Source organism: Vibrio sp. CJQ_6 (genome assembly GCF_043106745.1).
Lineage (GTDB): Bacteria > Pseudomonadota > Gammaproteobacteria > Enterobacterales > Vibrionaceae > Vibrio > Vibrio furnissii.
In genome coordinates, this window is sequence record NZ_JBICMV010000028.1 from 448820 (window position 1) to 463388 (window position 14569).

A 14569-nucleotide genomic window follows, 5' to 3' on the forward strand; every position below is an offset into this window, starting at 1 on the left:
ATCAGTAACCAAAGAAGCGCGCCCATTGGCACCACACATCTTGCAGACCTTCTAAATCTCCTTTCACAAAGCGCACGCTTTGCCCGGGTTTGGCTTGCGCCAATCGCGGCAGATCGATTTTCGCCACGCAGCCTATTTTCGGGTAGCCGCCGAGGGTTTGGCGATCATTTAATAGCACGATGGGTTGTCCGTCGGGAGGAATTTGAATCGCACCCAGCGCAATTCCCTCAGACAAGATCGGTTCGGTGGGCGGAGGCACTTCTGGGCCCGTCAAGCGATAGCCCATGCGGTCGGCGTGCTGACTGACGGTGTAAGTGCGCGTAAAAAAGGTGTGCAAACTCTCTTTGTCAAACCAGTCATTCTGATAGCCTTCAATGACCCGTAACCGCAGCGGCAAGTTGTAATCCGGTTTGAGACGAAACGTCATTTGCAGCGGCTTATTGTCCAACGGATGCGAGTCGAAATAGAGTGCATCACCTGCTAATAGGGCGCGCCCGTCGCGATGCAGACCGCCCAAAGTCTCTTTTTTCACCGTCGATACACTGCCCAGATGTTGTTCAACCAAGAAGCCACCGCGCACCGCCAAATAAGCACGCAGGCCATTGCGCGGCAGGGCAAACTTCAGGCGTTGTCCTTTTTGCGCGCGAAATGTACACCAGTTCGTCAACGGTTCGCCATCGAGGGTTGCGGCCAAATCCCCGCCGGTGAGGGCCAATTGACACGGGTGTTGAATCTCAAATTCGGCCTGGCCTAAAGTAATTTCTAAGGTGGGCGCGTTCACCGGATTGCCCAATAAATGGTTCGCCCAACTGTAGGCATAATCATCCACCGGTCCTGATTGCGAGATGCCCAAATGACTGAGGCCAAAACGGCCGAAATCATGAATCAAGCTCAGTTGCCCGGGCTTGATCACGTGAATGCAGGCGTTCATCGTTCACCTCCCGCTTGAAACTGTGTTGGCGCAATGATGCCGCCGAGTGCTAAAAACTCATCGCGCGCAATGGCGCGGAATGTCACTTGGCTGCCGATTTCCCAAGGCAGCATGGGCGAGTGGTTGGGCGTGAACAGTGGCAGTGGACAGTTGCCGATGACATTCCATCCACCCGGTGAAGCGTTCGGGTAGACGGCTGTTTGCTGCTCGGCAATGGCGACGCTACCGGCGGGCAGCGAAAGCCTTGGCGTCGCATGGCGTGGGCGGCGCAACGGCTCGGCCACATCGGTCATAAATGCAAATCCCGGCGCAAATCCGATGGCGCACACGGTATACGTTGGGCGGGTGTGTAGCGCAATCACGTCGTCGACGCTTAACCCTTGCTGCTGATACAGCGCCAAATCCGGGCCAACCTCTGGGTGATAATACACGGGCAGTTCCACTGGCGCCGAAGGTTGCGCATCCATAAGGCTGGCTTTTTCGACGCACTGAATCACCCGTTTCGCGAATGAACTTGGCGCGATGCGGTAGGGCAAGTAATCAATCAGAATGGTGGTGTAGGAGGGCGTCACGTTCATCACGTAATCCCCCAGTGTCAGACGAATTCGTTTGGCGATTTCTCCGATGGTGACGGACAACGCGGCATGCGCTTGATGCTCAAAACGAATCAGCAGGCTGTTTTCCGCAACCGGCTCAATGGCGTAATTCAGTCGCAATTAAAATCCTTTTTTTATCTCTCAAGTTGATCGCGAATCTTCGCAATGAGGGCAATGGCTTCGTCATTGTCGCCATGAACACATAGCGTATCGGCTTCAATGGGAATGACAAAACCATCGGCACTGGTGACCTTGCCGTATTTGGCGATCTGTTGCACTTGGCTCAGAATGGCATCTTCGGTTTTGAGCACCGCATTGGGCATCGAGCGCGGGGTGAGTGTGCCGTTGGCCAGGTAGGTACGATCGGCAAATGCTTCAAACAACAACGGTACATCGTAACGATCCGCGATATCAAGATAATCTTGATTGTTGGATGAGGCGAGGATCATCAGCGGCACATTGAACACCGAGACGGCATCGACCACCGCCCGAAACACCGTTTTGTCCCGCATCATGTCGTTGTACAACGCGCCGTGGGGTTTGACGTAACTCAGTTCGGCATTTTTGCTTTCACACAACGCTTTCAATGCACCAATTTGATAGATCAAGATCTCGCAGATCTCTTCATCGTTAAATGCCATAGAGCGGCGGCCAAAGCCTTGCAAATCAGGGTAACCCGGATGGGCGCCAATCATCACATCATGCTGCAGCGCCATATCGATGGTTTTGCTCATCACATGCGGATCGGACGCGTGGAATCCACAGGCAATGTTTGCCATGTCGACATAAGGCATCACGAGGTGGTCTGCGCCCATGATCCAAGCGCCAAAACTTTCGCCCATGTCGCAGTTGAGTTTGATTGTTCGTGTCGTCACCGGATTCCATATCCTTGTTGTATTGGCCACGGCGAATGTGCTGCCATGCTGCATGGCACACCGTGAAAGCATGCATTGATGATGTCTATGCAGTCTCCGGTTTCTCAGCCGTTTGTCCAGAGATTTACGTTGCTCTTTTTAAGAATAGTGAACCGAAAACGGATAGGAAAATTTGGCGATGAATTCTTTGCATGGGGTCAGTTTCATCGACTCAAACATGCCGCAGAGCAACATCAGTTGAGCGACATCGGTTGAGTGAAGTGTGAAATCTCATCGTGATGCGTCGCCGCGAATACGATGTCAAAAGTCGGTACACGTTCAACCGGTGTGCAGCGGCTAAACAGTGCGCAGCGGCTAAATAATGTGCGTTAGTTCAAAATAAGTGCGTGTATTAGTCACTTTGTTGCATTTAAAGTGTCACGTTCGTGGCCGATTATGCCTATCTTTATCTTCATACCGACCCACACAACGACTCACGAAGGACCCATGATTCAGCGATTTGCGTTGATATTGACCTCAAGTTCTCGGTCACACGGCGACAGGGCTCGGCGCGATGAGTGAACTCTCACTGCGCACCAAGTTGCTGCTGCCCATTTTTATGCTGATGACGCTCATCTTTGTGATTGCGCAGGGCTTTGGGTTGTACACCGGGACTCAATTGCGACAAACGAACCTGATCGAGCGGGTGAACGTGCTGTCGAAAGGGGTGGCGTACAATCTGCAAGCCGCGATGGTGTTTGACGATCAATTGGCCGCGCAGGAAGTGCTGTCGGCATTTTCGGCCGACAAAGACGTGGTGCGCGTCAAACTGTATGACGCGGCTGAACAGCTGTTTGCCATGTATGAACGCTATGACAGCAGTGCGCCGATCCCCAATGCGCAGCAGCGCGAGCAGATTCAACGCCAGCAATACGCCATCAGTGAGGACTACATTTATTTGCGGGTTCCCGTTGTGATTGATGAAACACATGGGGCATCGCTGCGCGTCATCATCTCCAAACAGTCGATTGCGCAGCTTTATCAATCGGCGATGTATAACGCGACCTTCTTTTTCTCGCTGCTGTTTATGGGCGGTTTGATTCTCTATTGGATGGCGCAGCGGATGATTCTGTCGCCCGTTTTGGCGCTCAATCAAGCAGTGCAGGCCTACATCGAACGCCAAGAACGCCGTCAGACCTTGGTCCGCCGCGCCGACGATGAAATCGGCCATCTGGTGCAGGCGTTCAACACCATGCTCGACAAGCTCGATCAACGTGAACGACAGGTGTTGTTTACGCTCGACAAACTTGAACAAGAAAAGTCATTTGCTAACGAAGTGGTCGATACAGTGCAGCACGCGCTGGTGGTGGTGGACGCCATGGGGATGATTCTTCACGCCAACGATGCCGCCAATCACGTGTTCAAATGTACCCGCGCGTATTTGCGGGGGGCCAATTTACTGCATGTGTTGAAAACGGATCAGCTTGACGTCATCCAAGCGGCCATTCGCAACGAAACGCAATTGGATGAACAACTGGTGGTGGCCATGGATGTGCGCAGCCAGCCGCTGCTGTTACGTGTGGGCAGCCGAGCGCTATCGCGTGAAGGGCAAACCTTGTTTGCGATTCAAGATGTCACCCAAATCGAAATCGCAAGGCGTCGTCAGCGCTTGGCGGCCGCTGTGTTTGAAAACAGCCAAGATGGGTTGATGGTGCTCAATGCGCAAGGGGACATCACGCTCCTAAACCCTGCGGTATCGCAGTTGATAGGCTATCATCGCGACGCGTTGCTTGATAAACCCCTGCAACACAGTGTGGCGTGGCAGCAGCTTTCATTGCTCATGCCGGCGATTACTGAGGCCGTGGCGGCGCAAGGGTATTGGCAAGGGGAAGTGTGGGAGCAGCATCAGGACGGGCACCTTGTGCCGCTGCTCATCAAAGTGAATCGCATCTCATTGCCGGAAGCGCCGCACGACGATGACATGGTGTTCATGATCTCCGATCTGTCCAACATCAAAGAGATGGAGCGGCTTGCTTACCTGGCGCATCACGATTCGCTCACTGGCCTTGCCAACCGCTCGGAACTGTATCGCGTGGTGGAGGATATTTTGGCGAGCAACCACAACATGCTGGTACCGTTTGCATTGATATACCTTGATTTGGATGGCTTCAAACAGGTGAATGATTCATTTGGCCACGATGCGGGCGATGAAGTGCTCAAGCAGGTGTCAGAGCGTTTGTTGTCTCAAGTTCGCAGTCACGATCTGGTTGCGCGTCTGTCTGGGGATGAATTCGTGTTGGTGATCTATCCTAGCGAGCGTGACCGTGTCACCCATCTTGCCAACCGACTGCTAAGTGTCATTGCGCAGGACATGGTCTACCGCGGGCAAGTGCTGCGTGTCGGCGCGAGCATGGGGGTTTATTATGTGGATGACGCCAATCTCGATTTGGACACCGTGATGAAATCGGCCGACAGCGCTATGTATCAAGCAAAATGTGCTGGTAAAGGACGTTACATTCTCATGGATCATACAAGGCAAAGAACCCTAAATTCCTAAGTGATTTCAGGGGCAAGTGTCGTTACAATAGCCTTAAATTCTAAGGAGGCTAGGTATGAACGTTTTAGTAACCGGCGGCATGGGCTACATCGGCAGCCACACATGCATTCAAATGATTGCTGCTGGCATGACCCCTGTGATTCTGGACAACCTCTACAACAGCAAAGCCAGCGTGCTGGCGCGCATTGAGAAAGTTGCGGGCGTTCGTCCTCAATTTATCGAAGGTGATATTCGTGATAAAGCGCTGTTGGTTGAGGTGATGAAGCGTTACCACATTCAATCGGTGATTCATTTTGCGGGCCTGAAAGCCGTGGGTGAATCGGTTCAAAAGCCGTTGGAATACTACGATAACAACGTCAACGGAACATTGGTGCTGGTGGATGCCATGCGTGAAGCAGGCGTCAAATCACTGGTGTTTAGCTCGTCGGCGACGGTGTATGGCGATCCGGCATCAGTGCCGATTACTGAAGATTTCCCCACCAGTGCCACCAACCCGTATGGCCGAAGCAAATTGATGGTGGAAGAGTGCCTAACAGACTTCCAAAAGGCCAACCCAGACTGGAGCATTACGCTGCTGCGTTACTTCAACCCTGTAGGTTCGCATCCATCGGGTGAATTGGGCGAAGATCCCCAAGGGATTCCAAATAACTTGATGCCGTTTGTCTCTCAAGTGGCGGTCGGTCGTCGTGAGTTTCTCTCTGTGTTTGGTAGCGACTACCCAACCAAAGATGGCACCGGCGTGCGCGATTACATCCACGTGATGGACCTGGCGGATGGCCACATCGCAGCACTACAAAAAGTGGGTGAGAAATCTGGTTTGCACATCTACAACCTAGGTACAGGCAATGGCTACAGCGTTCTGGACATGGTGAAAGCGTTTGAAATCGCCTCCAATAAAGCGGTGCCTTACAAGTTGGTGGAACGTCGTCCGGGCGACATCGCGGAGTGTTGGGCTGATCCGCGCAAAGCGCAGCAAGAGCTGGGCTGGAAAGCGACCCGTACTTTGGAAGAGATGACGCAAGATACTTGGCGTTGGCAGTCTCATAACCCGCAAGGTTATCCTGACGCGTAAGGCGCGGGACGCATTCGCTTGCGTCACGTCCTCATCGCCTTTGTCCTGATATTGTGGGTATTCGCACAGTGCAAAGCAAAGAAAAAGCCAGTCGAATGACTGGCTTTTTTACTATCAACATTTTTCTATCGATCATGATTCTCCGCGTTTGTGGATGCGGAGAAGCGAGGTCTTAGTTCGTGCGATAGCGCTGCAGCGTTTGCCCCAGATTACGCGTCGCTTGAGCGATATTGGCAATCCCTGTTGATGATTGCTGCGCCACGGTGCGAATGGTGTTCGACTGCGCGCGAATGTCACTCAGTTCAGAGGCGATATCGTTGGCTACCGAGCTTTGTTCTTCTGCCGAGGTCGAAATCTGAATACTCATGTCGTTGATCATCTGCGCCGACTCGGCGATCAGATTGATGTCTTGACCGATTTCTGCCACCAGCGTGTTGCTGCTTTCCGCTTGGTTGACCGTTTGTTGGGTCATCTTCGCAATGTTCTGGCTCTCGGTTTGTAGTTTTTCAATCATCGATTGAATCTCGACCGTTGCGGCTTGAGTGCGGCTGGCCAGCGTACGAACTTCATCTGCCACCACGGCAAAGCCACGGCCTTGTTCACCCGCGCGCGCTGCTTCGATCGCTGCGTTGAGTGCCAACAGGTTGGTTTGCTCTGAAATCGCGTTGATGGTGGTGATCACTTCGTTAATCTGAATCGCATTGTCATTGAGCGTGGAGACCGATGATGAGGTTTGCGAAATAAAACGCGAAAGCTGCTCAATTTCGTGGATGGCTTGCTGAACACGTTGACGGCCACGTTCCACCTGTTTGGCATCTTGTTCGGCTTGCTGAGTCGCTTGCTGAGAAATGCCGGAGACTTCTTGCGCGGAAGCGGTCATCTCTTCCATGGCGGTTGCCACAGAATCAAGCGACGCGTATTGGTTTTGAATTTGCGTTTCGCTCTCTTTCATCTCGTTGGCAAACGAGTTCGATGTTTCGCTCAAGGTTGAAGCGTTGTCTTTCACCGAAACCACCAAGTCGGTCAGCGTGTCCATGGCGTTGTCCAACGCACAACCAATGGTGCCGAATTCGTCACGACCCGGGTGGAAGCCCAAGCGCGATGTTAAATCCCCTTCAGCAATTTTCAGCGTGGTGCTGTAGAGAACCCACAAAGCGCCGCCAATGAACGTGGCCACCCAGTAAACGAAGAGGGCAAAAGGCAACGTCCACAGGTAAGAGAGCAAGAACGAGGTCAGTGCTTGTGAGCGCACTTGCGCTGCTTCACGGCTGAAATCGTCGCTCAGTGCATAGACTTTGCCGTTGGCGGCGGTGGCTGTTGCGGTGACTCGGCCATTATTATAGGTGGTTTCAGCCGTGTTCGTGCGGGTTTGCAGCCCAGGAAGGGTGGTGACATCAGGGTGACTCAAGATGCCTTGTAATTTGTATTCCACAGCCAGTTTGGATTGCGCTTCAAAACGCGTCAGCGTGTCGAAGTAACGAGCGCCAGCAATGGCAGTTAACGCGGTCAGAAAGAGGACGACGATGGCCCACATTTTGTCGTTGATCGACATCTTAATGAACACGCGGTCAATCGTCCTGAATTGAACTTCTTTCATGGTAACTCCGGTGCTAAAAATAGATTTGAATAGACGAACTCTATCCTAACGCCGAAGGTGTTCTATCCAACATAAATTTATGCAATGGGTGTTGATCGAATGATACAATTGAGACTTTTGTCAAATAAATCGCATTCAATCAAACCGTGTAGCCAAACCATGCAATCAAAAAAGGCGAATACCGAGTATTCGCCTTTTGGGTGCCAGCTTGCGTGTGTGCTTATCCCAGTGACGGTAACACTCCAATGGTGATAAGCAACTGCGCGCCTACAATCAGAATGCCCACCACACCAGTGATTGCAAGGGCAGGTGTTCCCCCCATCACTTGGTAATAGGTGCCTTCTTTGCTTTGACGACGCACACGAGACACCATCATCAATGGTAGGAAAATCGCCAGCACCGCCAGTGCGATGGCTGCATATCCCAGTGCCATAATGAAGCCTTGTGGGTAGAAGAGGGCAAACATCAACGGTGGAACAAATGTGGCCAGAGATGCCACCATTCGGTTCATATTGCCGTCTTTTTTACGGATGGTATCGCCCATGAATTCAAACAGACCCAAGCTCACGCCAAGGAAAGAAGTCAGCAGTGCCAAATCAGCGAAGATGCCAATCACATTACCCAAATTAGATTGATGAACGGTTTGCGACAACGTGCCAATCAGCGCGCTGAGCCCTGCGTTTTCAACCAGTTGTGGTTGGCTAACCACACCCAATGTCACAATTTGCCAAAACACATAAATGATCAGCGGAATCGCAGACCCAATCACAATCGCTTTACGCAAGGAAGGTGTGTGACCATCCAAGTAGTTCACGATTGCAGGAATACTGCCGTGGAAACCAAACGAGGTGAAGATGACGGGAATGGATGCAATCACCAACCCTTGGCCCAGCGGCATGCTCAGCAGGTAAGATTGGCTGACGTTTGGCGCAAGAAAGGTCAATACCATCACCATGGCCACCATTTTCCCGGCAAACAGCAAACGGTTCACGCGGTCTACCGTGCCCGTACCGATGGTTACCACCGCAGCCACGATCAACGTGAAAATCAAGGTGCCCGTTGGGCCACTGACTTCCAAACCCGTCAGTTCACCAATCCGGCTGGTGAATTGTGCGCCGCCACCTGCAATGTATGCTGCGCAAAGTGCGTAGAAAAGGAACAGCATCGCAAAGGTCGCGACCCATTTGCCTTTACGGCCGAGGATCTGTTTCGCCAAGGTGTGCAGGGTGGCGTCTTTATCTGCGTATTGGTGGATTTCGACCATCAACAAAGCGGTAAATGCCATCATGGCCCACAAAGCGAACATGATCATCAGTGAGGTTGAGAAGCCGATCCCGGCGGACGCTAGCGGCAGCGCCAGCATACCAGCACCAATTGTGGTGCCAGCGATAATCAAAGTACTGCCTAAAAGCTTTGATTTCATCATAATGTAAACTTATCTGTACGATTGTTGTGGTTGCATAAGTGCATTGTGCGAATTTTGAACAAATATTCGACATTCATTCGCTGGTTTTTGGCTATTTTGTAGGAGTTATGGGTTCTGGTCAACGGGTTTGTAAAAATAAAAATCCACAACTGTAAACTTAAGATTACATTCGGTTTGGCGTGGGGGATTAGCGCAGAAAGAAAGGACTAGCGCAGTTGCACATCCTATGATAAAGATCTTACTTCGCTGCAAAATGACGCTTGAATTTCATCGTCGTGTCATGAAAGCAGTTTAGAAAGGAAACGGGATGCAATTCCCGTTGCATGATAAAGGAGGTCAAAATGAGTGACCAAACAACATACCAACAAGATGATTGTCTCGAGCTGCTTGACGCGCTCGAAATTGGCTTTGATCTATCCGAGTACGAAGCGACTCGCGAAGAAGTCGGCGACGATTTCTGTCTTCAATAATCCCATCAGAGAAGTCAACTGAAATGGTTGGCTTTTAGAGCATGAACTATCTAGCCCATTTGCACATTGCGGACTACTGCCACAGCAGCCTGCTGGGTAACCTGTTAGGTGATTTCGTCAAAGGTGATCCGGATACGCAGTTCTCGACGGAGATCGCGCGTGGTATTCGCTTGCACCGTCTGGTCGACGCTTACACCGACAGCCACCCCGTGATGCAACAGGCGAAGGCCTATTTCCCCTCACAAACGCGCCGCTTTGCGCCGATTGCGCTGGATATGTTCTGGGATCACTGCTTGGCAAACGAGTGGCGACAATACCATTCATTGTCACTACGCTCGTTTGTCAATCAAGCACAGCAACGGGTACAACATGCCCATCCGGCGGTTCTGCCTGAGCGCTTTACCCGTGTGTCGACGCACATGTGGCAGGGGCGCTGGCTGGAATCGTATGCCGATTTTGACAATATTGAGTTTGCGTTGCAGCGGATGTCGCAGCGCAGTCCGCGTATGGCGCCGCTTGCTCACTGCTTTGATAGCATGCAGCACCATTACCAGCCCCTGAATGCGCTTTTTGCTACCCTGTACCCTGACGTATTAGAGAAAGCCAAACTGGCTGAGGTCTGATACAATCCGCGGCCCATTGTTTTTCGAGTAAGTGACATGTCCGCACCATCTTCCCCTTTTCTTCCATTAGGCATCGCACCCGCGTTGGTCGAACGCTTGTCTGCGCTTGGTATTCACACGCCAACCGAGATTCAGGCACAAGCCATTCCCCATGTGCTTGAAGGCAAAGATGTATTGGCGGGCGCGCAAACGGGCACCGGCAAAACAGCGGCGTTTGGTTTGCCCTTGATTCAGCGTTTTGTTGACCATCCGTTGCAACGGGAACCCAATAGCAAAGACATTCGCGCTTTGGTATTGGTACCGACTCGTGAACTGGCGCAGCAAGTGTTTGATAATTTACAGTCGTACGCGCAAGGCAGTGAACTGAAAATTGTCACCGCGTATGGCGGCACCAGCATGAACGTGCAAAAGCAGAATTTGCGTGGCGGGGCCGATATTTTGATCGCAACGCCCGGTCGTTTGCTGGATCACGCTCATGTGAAAACACTCTATTTGGGCAATGCGGAAGCGTTGGTGCTGGATGAAGCCGACCGCATGCTCGACATGGGGTTTATGCCTGACATTCAACGTGTGCTGCGCAAGATGCAGCACGAGCGTCAAACGCTGTTCTTCTCGGCGACCTTTGATAGCAAGATCAAAGCATTCGCGCATCGCATGATGCAAAACCCCGTGGAAGTTCAAGTGGCGCCGAGCAACTCTACCGCCGACACGGTGGAACAAATGGTGTATCCGGTCGATAAAAAGCGTAAACGTGAACTGCTGGCCTATCTGATCGGGTCTCGCAACTGGCAACAGGTGTTGGTGTTTACGCGCACCAAGCAGGGCAGTGATGCGTTGGCGCAAGAATTGAAATTGGATGGCATTAAAGCGGCATCGATCAATGGGGATAAGAGCCAAGGCGCGCGCCAAAAAGCGTTGGATGATTTTAAATCCGGCAAAGTTCGCGCATTGATCGCCACCGACGTGGCGGCGCGCGGTATCGATATTGCCCAGTTAGAGCAAGTGGTGAACTTTGATATGCCGTTTAAGGCGGAAGATTACGTGCACCGTATCGGCCGAACTGGGCGCGCTGGCAAAGCGGGTTTTGCGGTATCGTTGATGAGCCACGATGAGCAGCCGTTGCTGGAAGCGATTGAACGCCTGTTGGATAAACGCCTGCCGCAAGAATGGCTGAAAGGGTATGAGCCTTCACCGGTGGTGGTCAGCGAAGAAAGTCAAGCGCCGCGCCGCAACAGCCGTTCAGCGGAAAAACGCAAAATGAAAGCGAAGTTGAAAATTCACGCCAATCGCGGTAAGAAAAGCTAAGCCGCGATTGATTTACGAATGCATGCATAGACGAGAGCAAGCGTTCGCAAAGACATTCAAATGCTAAAAAGGCTGCGTGAGCAGCCTTTTCTATATCGAGAATATCGTGTTGTCACGGTGCGTGACGCACTATTCCTCTTCGTCGTTGAGTTCGCACATCTGGGCGCAATGTTTTTCCCAGTTGTAGTTGAGCGAGTACACCAAATCTTTCACGGCTTTCGGGCGCATTACTTGGTCATCCGGGACATTGAATTTGTGCACCATGATCTCGTTAAACAACTGCCAGTGGCGCAGCAAACATTCATCCAAGCTGTCGGTTTCTCGCGACCATGTCTCTTTCAAGAATGGGGTTAAGCTCGCCGCACTGTGGGTATACATGATCATCTGCCATTTGAACTCCCAAATTTGCACGGGCGTGTCTGGAAACTCTTGGTTGTATTGCGCTGCCACACCTTCAATCATGCACTCGAGTTCACCGGCGGTGTCGATGAAGTAGTCAAATAGCGCATCTTCTTGGCGCACGGCATCGGCAATTAACTGCATGGGCTGCTTGATGATCAACCCGTGTGCCAGCAGGCGCATGATGAAAGAATAGAGTTTGATGTTGGCCGGGGTGGAATCGGGAATATGATCCAACACTTCACGAATGTAATGCTGCATGTACAGATGCAGACCATCACTGATGCTGTGCCAGATCTTCTCTTTGCTGCCAAAGTGATGACGAATCAGACTGTGCGACACACCGGCCTTCTCACTAATTGAGCGCAGTGATACACGGGCATAGCCGAGCTCGCAAAACATCGCTGCTGCCACTTTGAGAATGTGATACCGGGTTTTTTGTGCGTCTTGAGCGCTGCGGCGCCCCTGTCTTTTTTCTGTCATTGCTGTTCTATGTCCACCTTGTCGGCCGTTGTTTTACCAGATCTGATACGGAGTTTCACGGAAAAACGTGCTGCACGTATGATTGAATGCTCAATTCTCGTTCTGCGAAGCATAAAACGCAGCAATGTCTCGCAAATCATTATCATTTAATTGTTGCAATTGAGCTTGCATCATCAGCGCAAGCGGTCCTTTGCGATCGCCCTGCTGGTAAGCTTTCATGGATGAAAAAAGGTAAGCCTCATGCTGACCTTTGAGATTAGGGTAGCTGTCGTTGACCGCTTTTCCATCAGCGCCATGACAAAAGACGCAACTGGGTGCCTTTTGTTGGCCAAGAACGGGATCACCTTCAAAGGCTTGTGCATTGAGGGAGAGACATAACAAGGAAAAAAGGGATAACAGGCGCATCTGATTCTCCATGGAAAAAGTGCGCCTATTGTAAAGCGTCATCCTAGGGGCGACGCAAGCAGGTTCTACAGCAATTTGGCCAGTTCTGCGAGTAATTGGTCAATATCGCTGCGAGTTACGTCTTTATGAGTGACAAATCGCACCGGATTTCCAGCGGAAACCAAAATGTCTTTCTGTTTCAACTGTTGGCAAATGTGCTCAATATCGAGGTGGTGATCGAGTTTGGCAAACACGATATTGGTTTGTACATGGTCTGGGTTGACGTTAAACCCTGGCAGTGCCGCAAGGCCATGCGCCAGATACTGCGCATTGTCGTGGTCGGTCGCCAGTTGCGCGACCTGTTCAGTGAGCGCGAGTTGACCTGCGGCAGCCAAGATGCCGGCTTGACGCATGCCGCCGCCCAGCATTTTACGAATGCGCCGGGCTTTTTGAATGAAGGCTGCATCGCCGAGCAACAACGAACCAATCGGCGCGCTGAGGCCTTTCGACAAACAGATGGTCATCGAATCAAAATATTGAGCGATGTCGCGAATGTCCACATTCAATGCCACGGCCGCGTTGTAGACGCGCGCGCCATCCAAGTGCAGTTTGAGGTGATTCGCGTTGACGAACTCACGCGCTTGCTTGAGGTAGTCGAGCGGCAACACTTTCCCGTTAATGGTGTTTTCAAGGCTCAGCAAACGTGTGCGAGCGAAGTGAAAATCATCCGGTTTGATGGCTGCTTTGAGCTTGTCGAAATCCAACGTACCGTCGGGGTTGTTTTCGATCGGCTGTGGCTGAATGGAACCAAGAACCGCGGCGCCGCCCGCTTCATATTTGTAGTTGTGGGCTTGCTGGCCACATAAGTATTCGTCACCGCGTTCGCAGTGAGACATCAATCCCAACAAGTTGGCTTGGGTACCCGAGGTGGTAAACAGCGCCGCTTCAAACCCATGACGCTCTGCGGCCCATTGTTCCAGCGCATTGACGGTCGGGTCATCGCCGTAGACATCATCACCAACAAGGGCTTGTGCCATCGCATCGCGCATGGCTTGGGTCGGACGAGTCACTGTATCAGAACGAAAATCCATTTTTTCTCCTTGTTTAGATGCTGACAATATTAAATGGCTTACTAAAGGATGGGGTTACAAATAGCCACATAGCTTGGCTTTGCTTAAACACGCGATGGTTTTTGAATCACTAATTTCGCCTTCGATGATCTTCTGTTCCAGTTCTTCGATGGTCAGTTCCAGCACTTCGATGACTTCATCATCATCGCAGGCGTAACGCGCGGTTTTACTCAATTGTTTGGCGACATAAAGGTACTGAATTTCGTCGCAGAATCCGGCCAGTGGTGTCACTTGGCCCAATTCAATCCATTCTTGCGCGCTGTAACCGGTCTCTTCTTCCAGTTCCCGTGCAGCGCAGTCGAGCGGGGCTTCATTGTCTTCGATGGTGCCTGCTGGCAATTCCAGCAACCATTTTTTCAACGATGGGCGAAATTGGTGAATGACCACAATTTTGTGGTCAGTGGTGATCGGCAGGATCACCGCCGCGCCCGGATGCTCAATCGTGGTGTGCGCCACAGTGCGGCCGTTGGGCAAGCGCACATCTTCTTCAATCAAGGCGATGGTTTTCCAGCGATGTATGGTTTTGCTCATGCGAATCTTTCTTTCAGGTTGGTGATAGTCGTCATCCGTGGGTAATCGCATTATTGGGTCAGGCTAAAGAATGACTGCGTGTGACTATCATGGCTCAATGGAGGAGGCTGTTGGTCACCTTACCTTAATTTGGTTTCATAACCCAAACACTATCTGAGCTGACGATGGCATCTGTGCGATGATTGGTCGCTTCGTCATGCCGTGGCCAACT

At 51.7% G+C, this 14569-nt stretch carries 14 protein-coding genes; 5 read left to right on the forward strand and 9 right to left on the reverse strand.

Annotation, left to right across the window (positions count from 1 at the left end; all coding sequences use genetic code 11):
* Window position 1: 1 nt before the first annotated feature.
* The 3 genes from ACF8PK_RS16890 to ACF8PK_RS16900 are packed head-to-tail and all read right to left on the reverse strand — an operon-like array spanning window position 2 to window position 2402.
* Complete coding sequence (locus ACF8PK_RS16890) at window positions 2-931, reverse strand: biotin-dependent carboxyltransferase family protein (protein WP_004727793.1); 930 nt, start codon at window positions 929-931, stop codon at window positions 2-4.
* The gene (locus tag ACF8PK_RS16895) at window positions 928-1647 is read right to left on the reverse strand and encodes an allophanate hydrolase subunit 1 (protein ID WP_392442561.1); all 720 of its coding nucleotides are present in this window, start codon (window positions 1645-1647) and stop codon (window positions 928-930) included. Before ACF8PK_RS16895 ends, ACF8PK_RS16890 begins: the two co-directional genes overlap by 4 nt.
* A 14-nt stretch (window positions 1648-1661) precedes the next feature.
* Complete coding sequence (locus ACF8PK_RS16900; protein WP_392442563.1) at window positions 1662-2402, reverse strand: 5-oxoprolinase subunit PxpA; 741 nt, start codon at window positions 2400-2402, stop codon at window positions 1662-1664.
* A gap of 553 nt (window positions 2403-2955) precedes the next feature.
* Between ACF8PK_RS16900 and ACF8PK_RS16905 the strand changes: the two genes are divergently transcribed.
* Both ACF8PK_RS16905 and galE read left to right on the forward strand, forming a co-directional pair.
* Window positions 2956-4938: a diguanylate cyclase gene (locus ACF8PK_RS16905; protein ID WP_392442565.1), complete on the forward strand. Its 1983-nt coding sequence runs from the start codon at window positions 2956-2958 to the stop codon at window positions 4936-4938.
* Between the two features lie 55 nt (window positions 4939-4993).
* On the forward strand, window positions 4994-6010 hold the full coding sequence (gene galE, locus ACF8PK_RS16910; protein WP_004727798.1) for a UDP-glucose 4-epimerase GalE: 1017 nt from the start codon (window positions 4994-4996) through the stop codon (window positions 6008-6010).
* A gap of 172 nt (window positions 6011-6182) precedes the next feature.
* Here the strand turns inward: galE and ACF8PK_RS16915 are convergent, their stop codons facing one another.
* Together ACF8PK_RS16915 and ACF8PK_RS16920 are read right to left on the reverse strand one after the other, a co-directional pair.
* Window positions 6183-7607, reverse strand: a complete 1425-nt coding sequence (locus ACF8PK_RS16915) for a methyl-accepting chemotaxis protein (RefSeq protein WP_172562843.1) — start codon at window positions 7605-7607, stop codon at window positions 6183-6185.
* Between the two features lie 220 nt (window positions 7608-7827).
* Window positions 7828-9033, reverse strand: a complete 1206-nt coding sequence (locus ACF8PK_RS16920) for an aromatic amino acid transport family protein (RefSeq protein WP_143679465.1) — start codon at window positions 9031-9033, stop codon at window positions 7828-7830.
* A 341-nt stretch (window positions 9034-9374) separates the two neighbouring features.
* Between ACF8PK_RS16920 and ACF8PK_RS16925 the strand changes: the two genes are divergently transcribed.
* The 3 genes from ACF8PK_RS16925 to ACF8PK_RS16935 are packed head-to-tail and all read left to right on the forward strand — an operon-like array spanning window position 9375 to window position 11431.
* Window positions 9375-9503 (forward strand): hypothetical protein, encoded by a 129-nt coding sequence (locus tag ACF8PK_RS16925; RefSeq protein ID WP_004727801.1) that lies wholly within the window; start codon window positions 9375-9377, stop codon window positions 9501-9503.
* Between the two features lie 41 nt (window positions 9504-9544).
* A complete protein-coding gene (locus tag ACF8PK_RS16930; RefSeq protein WP_014258139.1) occupies window positions 9545-10126 on the forward strand; it encodes an ACP phosphodiesterase in 582 nt (193 codons plus the stop codon).
* A 36-nt stretch (window positions 10127-10162) separates the two neighbouring features.
* Window positions 10163-11431 carry a DEAD/DEAH box helicase gene (locus tag ACF8PK_RS16935; RefSeq protein WP_004727803.1) on the forward strand — a complete coding sequence of 423 codons (1269 nt, stop codon included), beginning with the start codon at window positions 10163-10165 and terminating at the stop codon, window positions 11429-11431.
* A 129-nt stretch (window positions 11432-11560) separates the two neighbouring features.
* On the opposite strand, the gene ACF8PK_RS16940 is transcribed toward ACF8PK_RS16935, so the two are convergent.
* From ACF8PK_RS16940 to ACF8PK_RS16955, 4 genes are all read right to left on the reverse strand, one after another.
* Window positions 11561-12313: a TetR/AcrR family transcriptional regulator gene (locus ACF8PK_RS16940; protein ID WP_041943346.1), complete on the reverse strand. Its 753-nt coding sequence runs from the start codon at window positions 12311-12313 to the stop codon at window positions 11561-11563.
* Between the two features lie 90 nt (window positions 12314-12403).
* Window positions 12404-12718, reverse strand: a complete 315-nt coding sequence (locus tag ACF8PK_RS16945; RefSeq protein ID WP_392442570.1) for a c-type cytochrome — start codon at window positions 12716-12718, stop codon at window positions 12404-12406.
* 65 nt (window positions 12719-12783) lie between these two features.
* Window positions 12784-13788: a low-specificity L-threonine aldolase gene (gene ltaE / locus ACF8PK_RS16950; protein WP_392442573.1), complete on the reverse strand. Its 1005-nt coding sequence runs from the start codon at window positions 13786-13788 to the stop codon at window positions 12784-12786.
* Window positions 13789-13842: 54 nt separating this feature from the next.
* Window positions 13843-14358, reverse strand: a complete 516-nt coding sequence (locus ACF8PK_RS16955; protein WP_004727807.1) for an NUDIX hydrolase — start codon at window positions 14356-14358, stop codon at window positions 13843-13845.
* Window positions 14359-14569 lie beyond the last annotated feature (211 nt).

Bases quoted from the DNA above. Each gene is read 5' to 3' on its own strand.
- ACF8PK_RS16890 (WP_004727793.1), bottom strand. From the start codon at position 931: ATGAACGCCTGCATTCACGTGATCAAGCCCGGGCAACTGAGCTTGATT.
- ACF8PK_RS16905 (WP_392442565.1), top strand. From the start codon at position 2,956: ATGAGTGAACTCTCACTGCGCACCAAGTTGCTGCTGCCCATTTTTATG.
- galE (WP_004727798.1), top strand. From the start codon at position 4,994: ATGAACGTTTTAGTAACCGGCGGCATGGGCTACATCGGCAGCCACACA.
- ACF8PK_RS16915 (WP_172562843.1), bottom strand. From the start codon at position 7,607: ATGAAAGAAGTTCAATTCAGGACGATTGACCGCGTGTTCATTAAGATG.
- ACF8PK_RS16920 (WP_143679465.1), bottom strand. From the start codon at position 9,033: ATGATGAAATCAAAGCTTTTAGGCAGTACTTTGATTATCGCTGGCACC.
- ACF8PK_RS16925 (WP_004727801.1), top strand. From the start codon at position 9,375: ATGAGTGACCAAACAACATACCAACAAGATGATTGTCTCGAGCTGCTT.
- ACF8PK_RS16930 (WP_014258139.1), top strand. From the start codon at position 9,545: ATGAACTATCTAGCCCATTTGCACATTGCGGACTACTGCCACAGCAGC.
- ACF8PK_RS16935 (WP_004727803.1), top strand. From the start codon at position 10,163: ATGTCCGCACCATCTTCCCCTTTTCTTCCATTAGGCATCGCACCCGCG.
- ACF8PK_RS16940 (WP_041943346.1), bottom strand. From the start codon at position 12,313: ATGACAGAAAAAAGACAGGGGCGCCGCAGCGCTCAAGACGCACAAAAA.
- ACF8PK_RS16945 (WP_392442570.1), bottom strand. From the start codon at position 12,718: ATGCGCCTGTTATCCCTTTTTTCCTTGTTATGTCTCTCCCTCAATGCA.
- ltaE (WP_392442573.1), bottom strand. From the start codon at position 13,788: ATGGATTTTCGTTCTGATACAGTGACTCGTCCGACCCAAGCCATGCGC.
- ACF8PK_RS16955 (WP_004727807.1), bottom strand. From the start codon at position 14,358: ATGAGCAAAACCATACATCGCTGGAAAACCATCGCCTTGATTGAAGAA.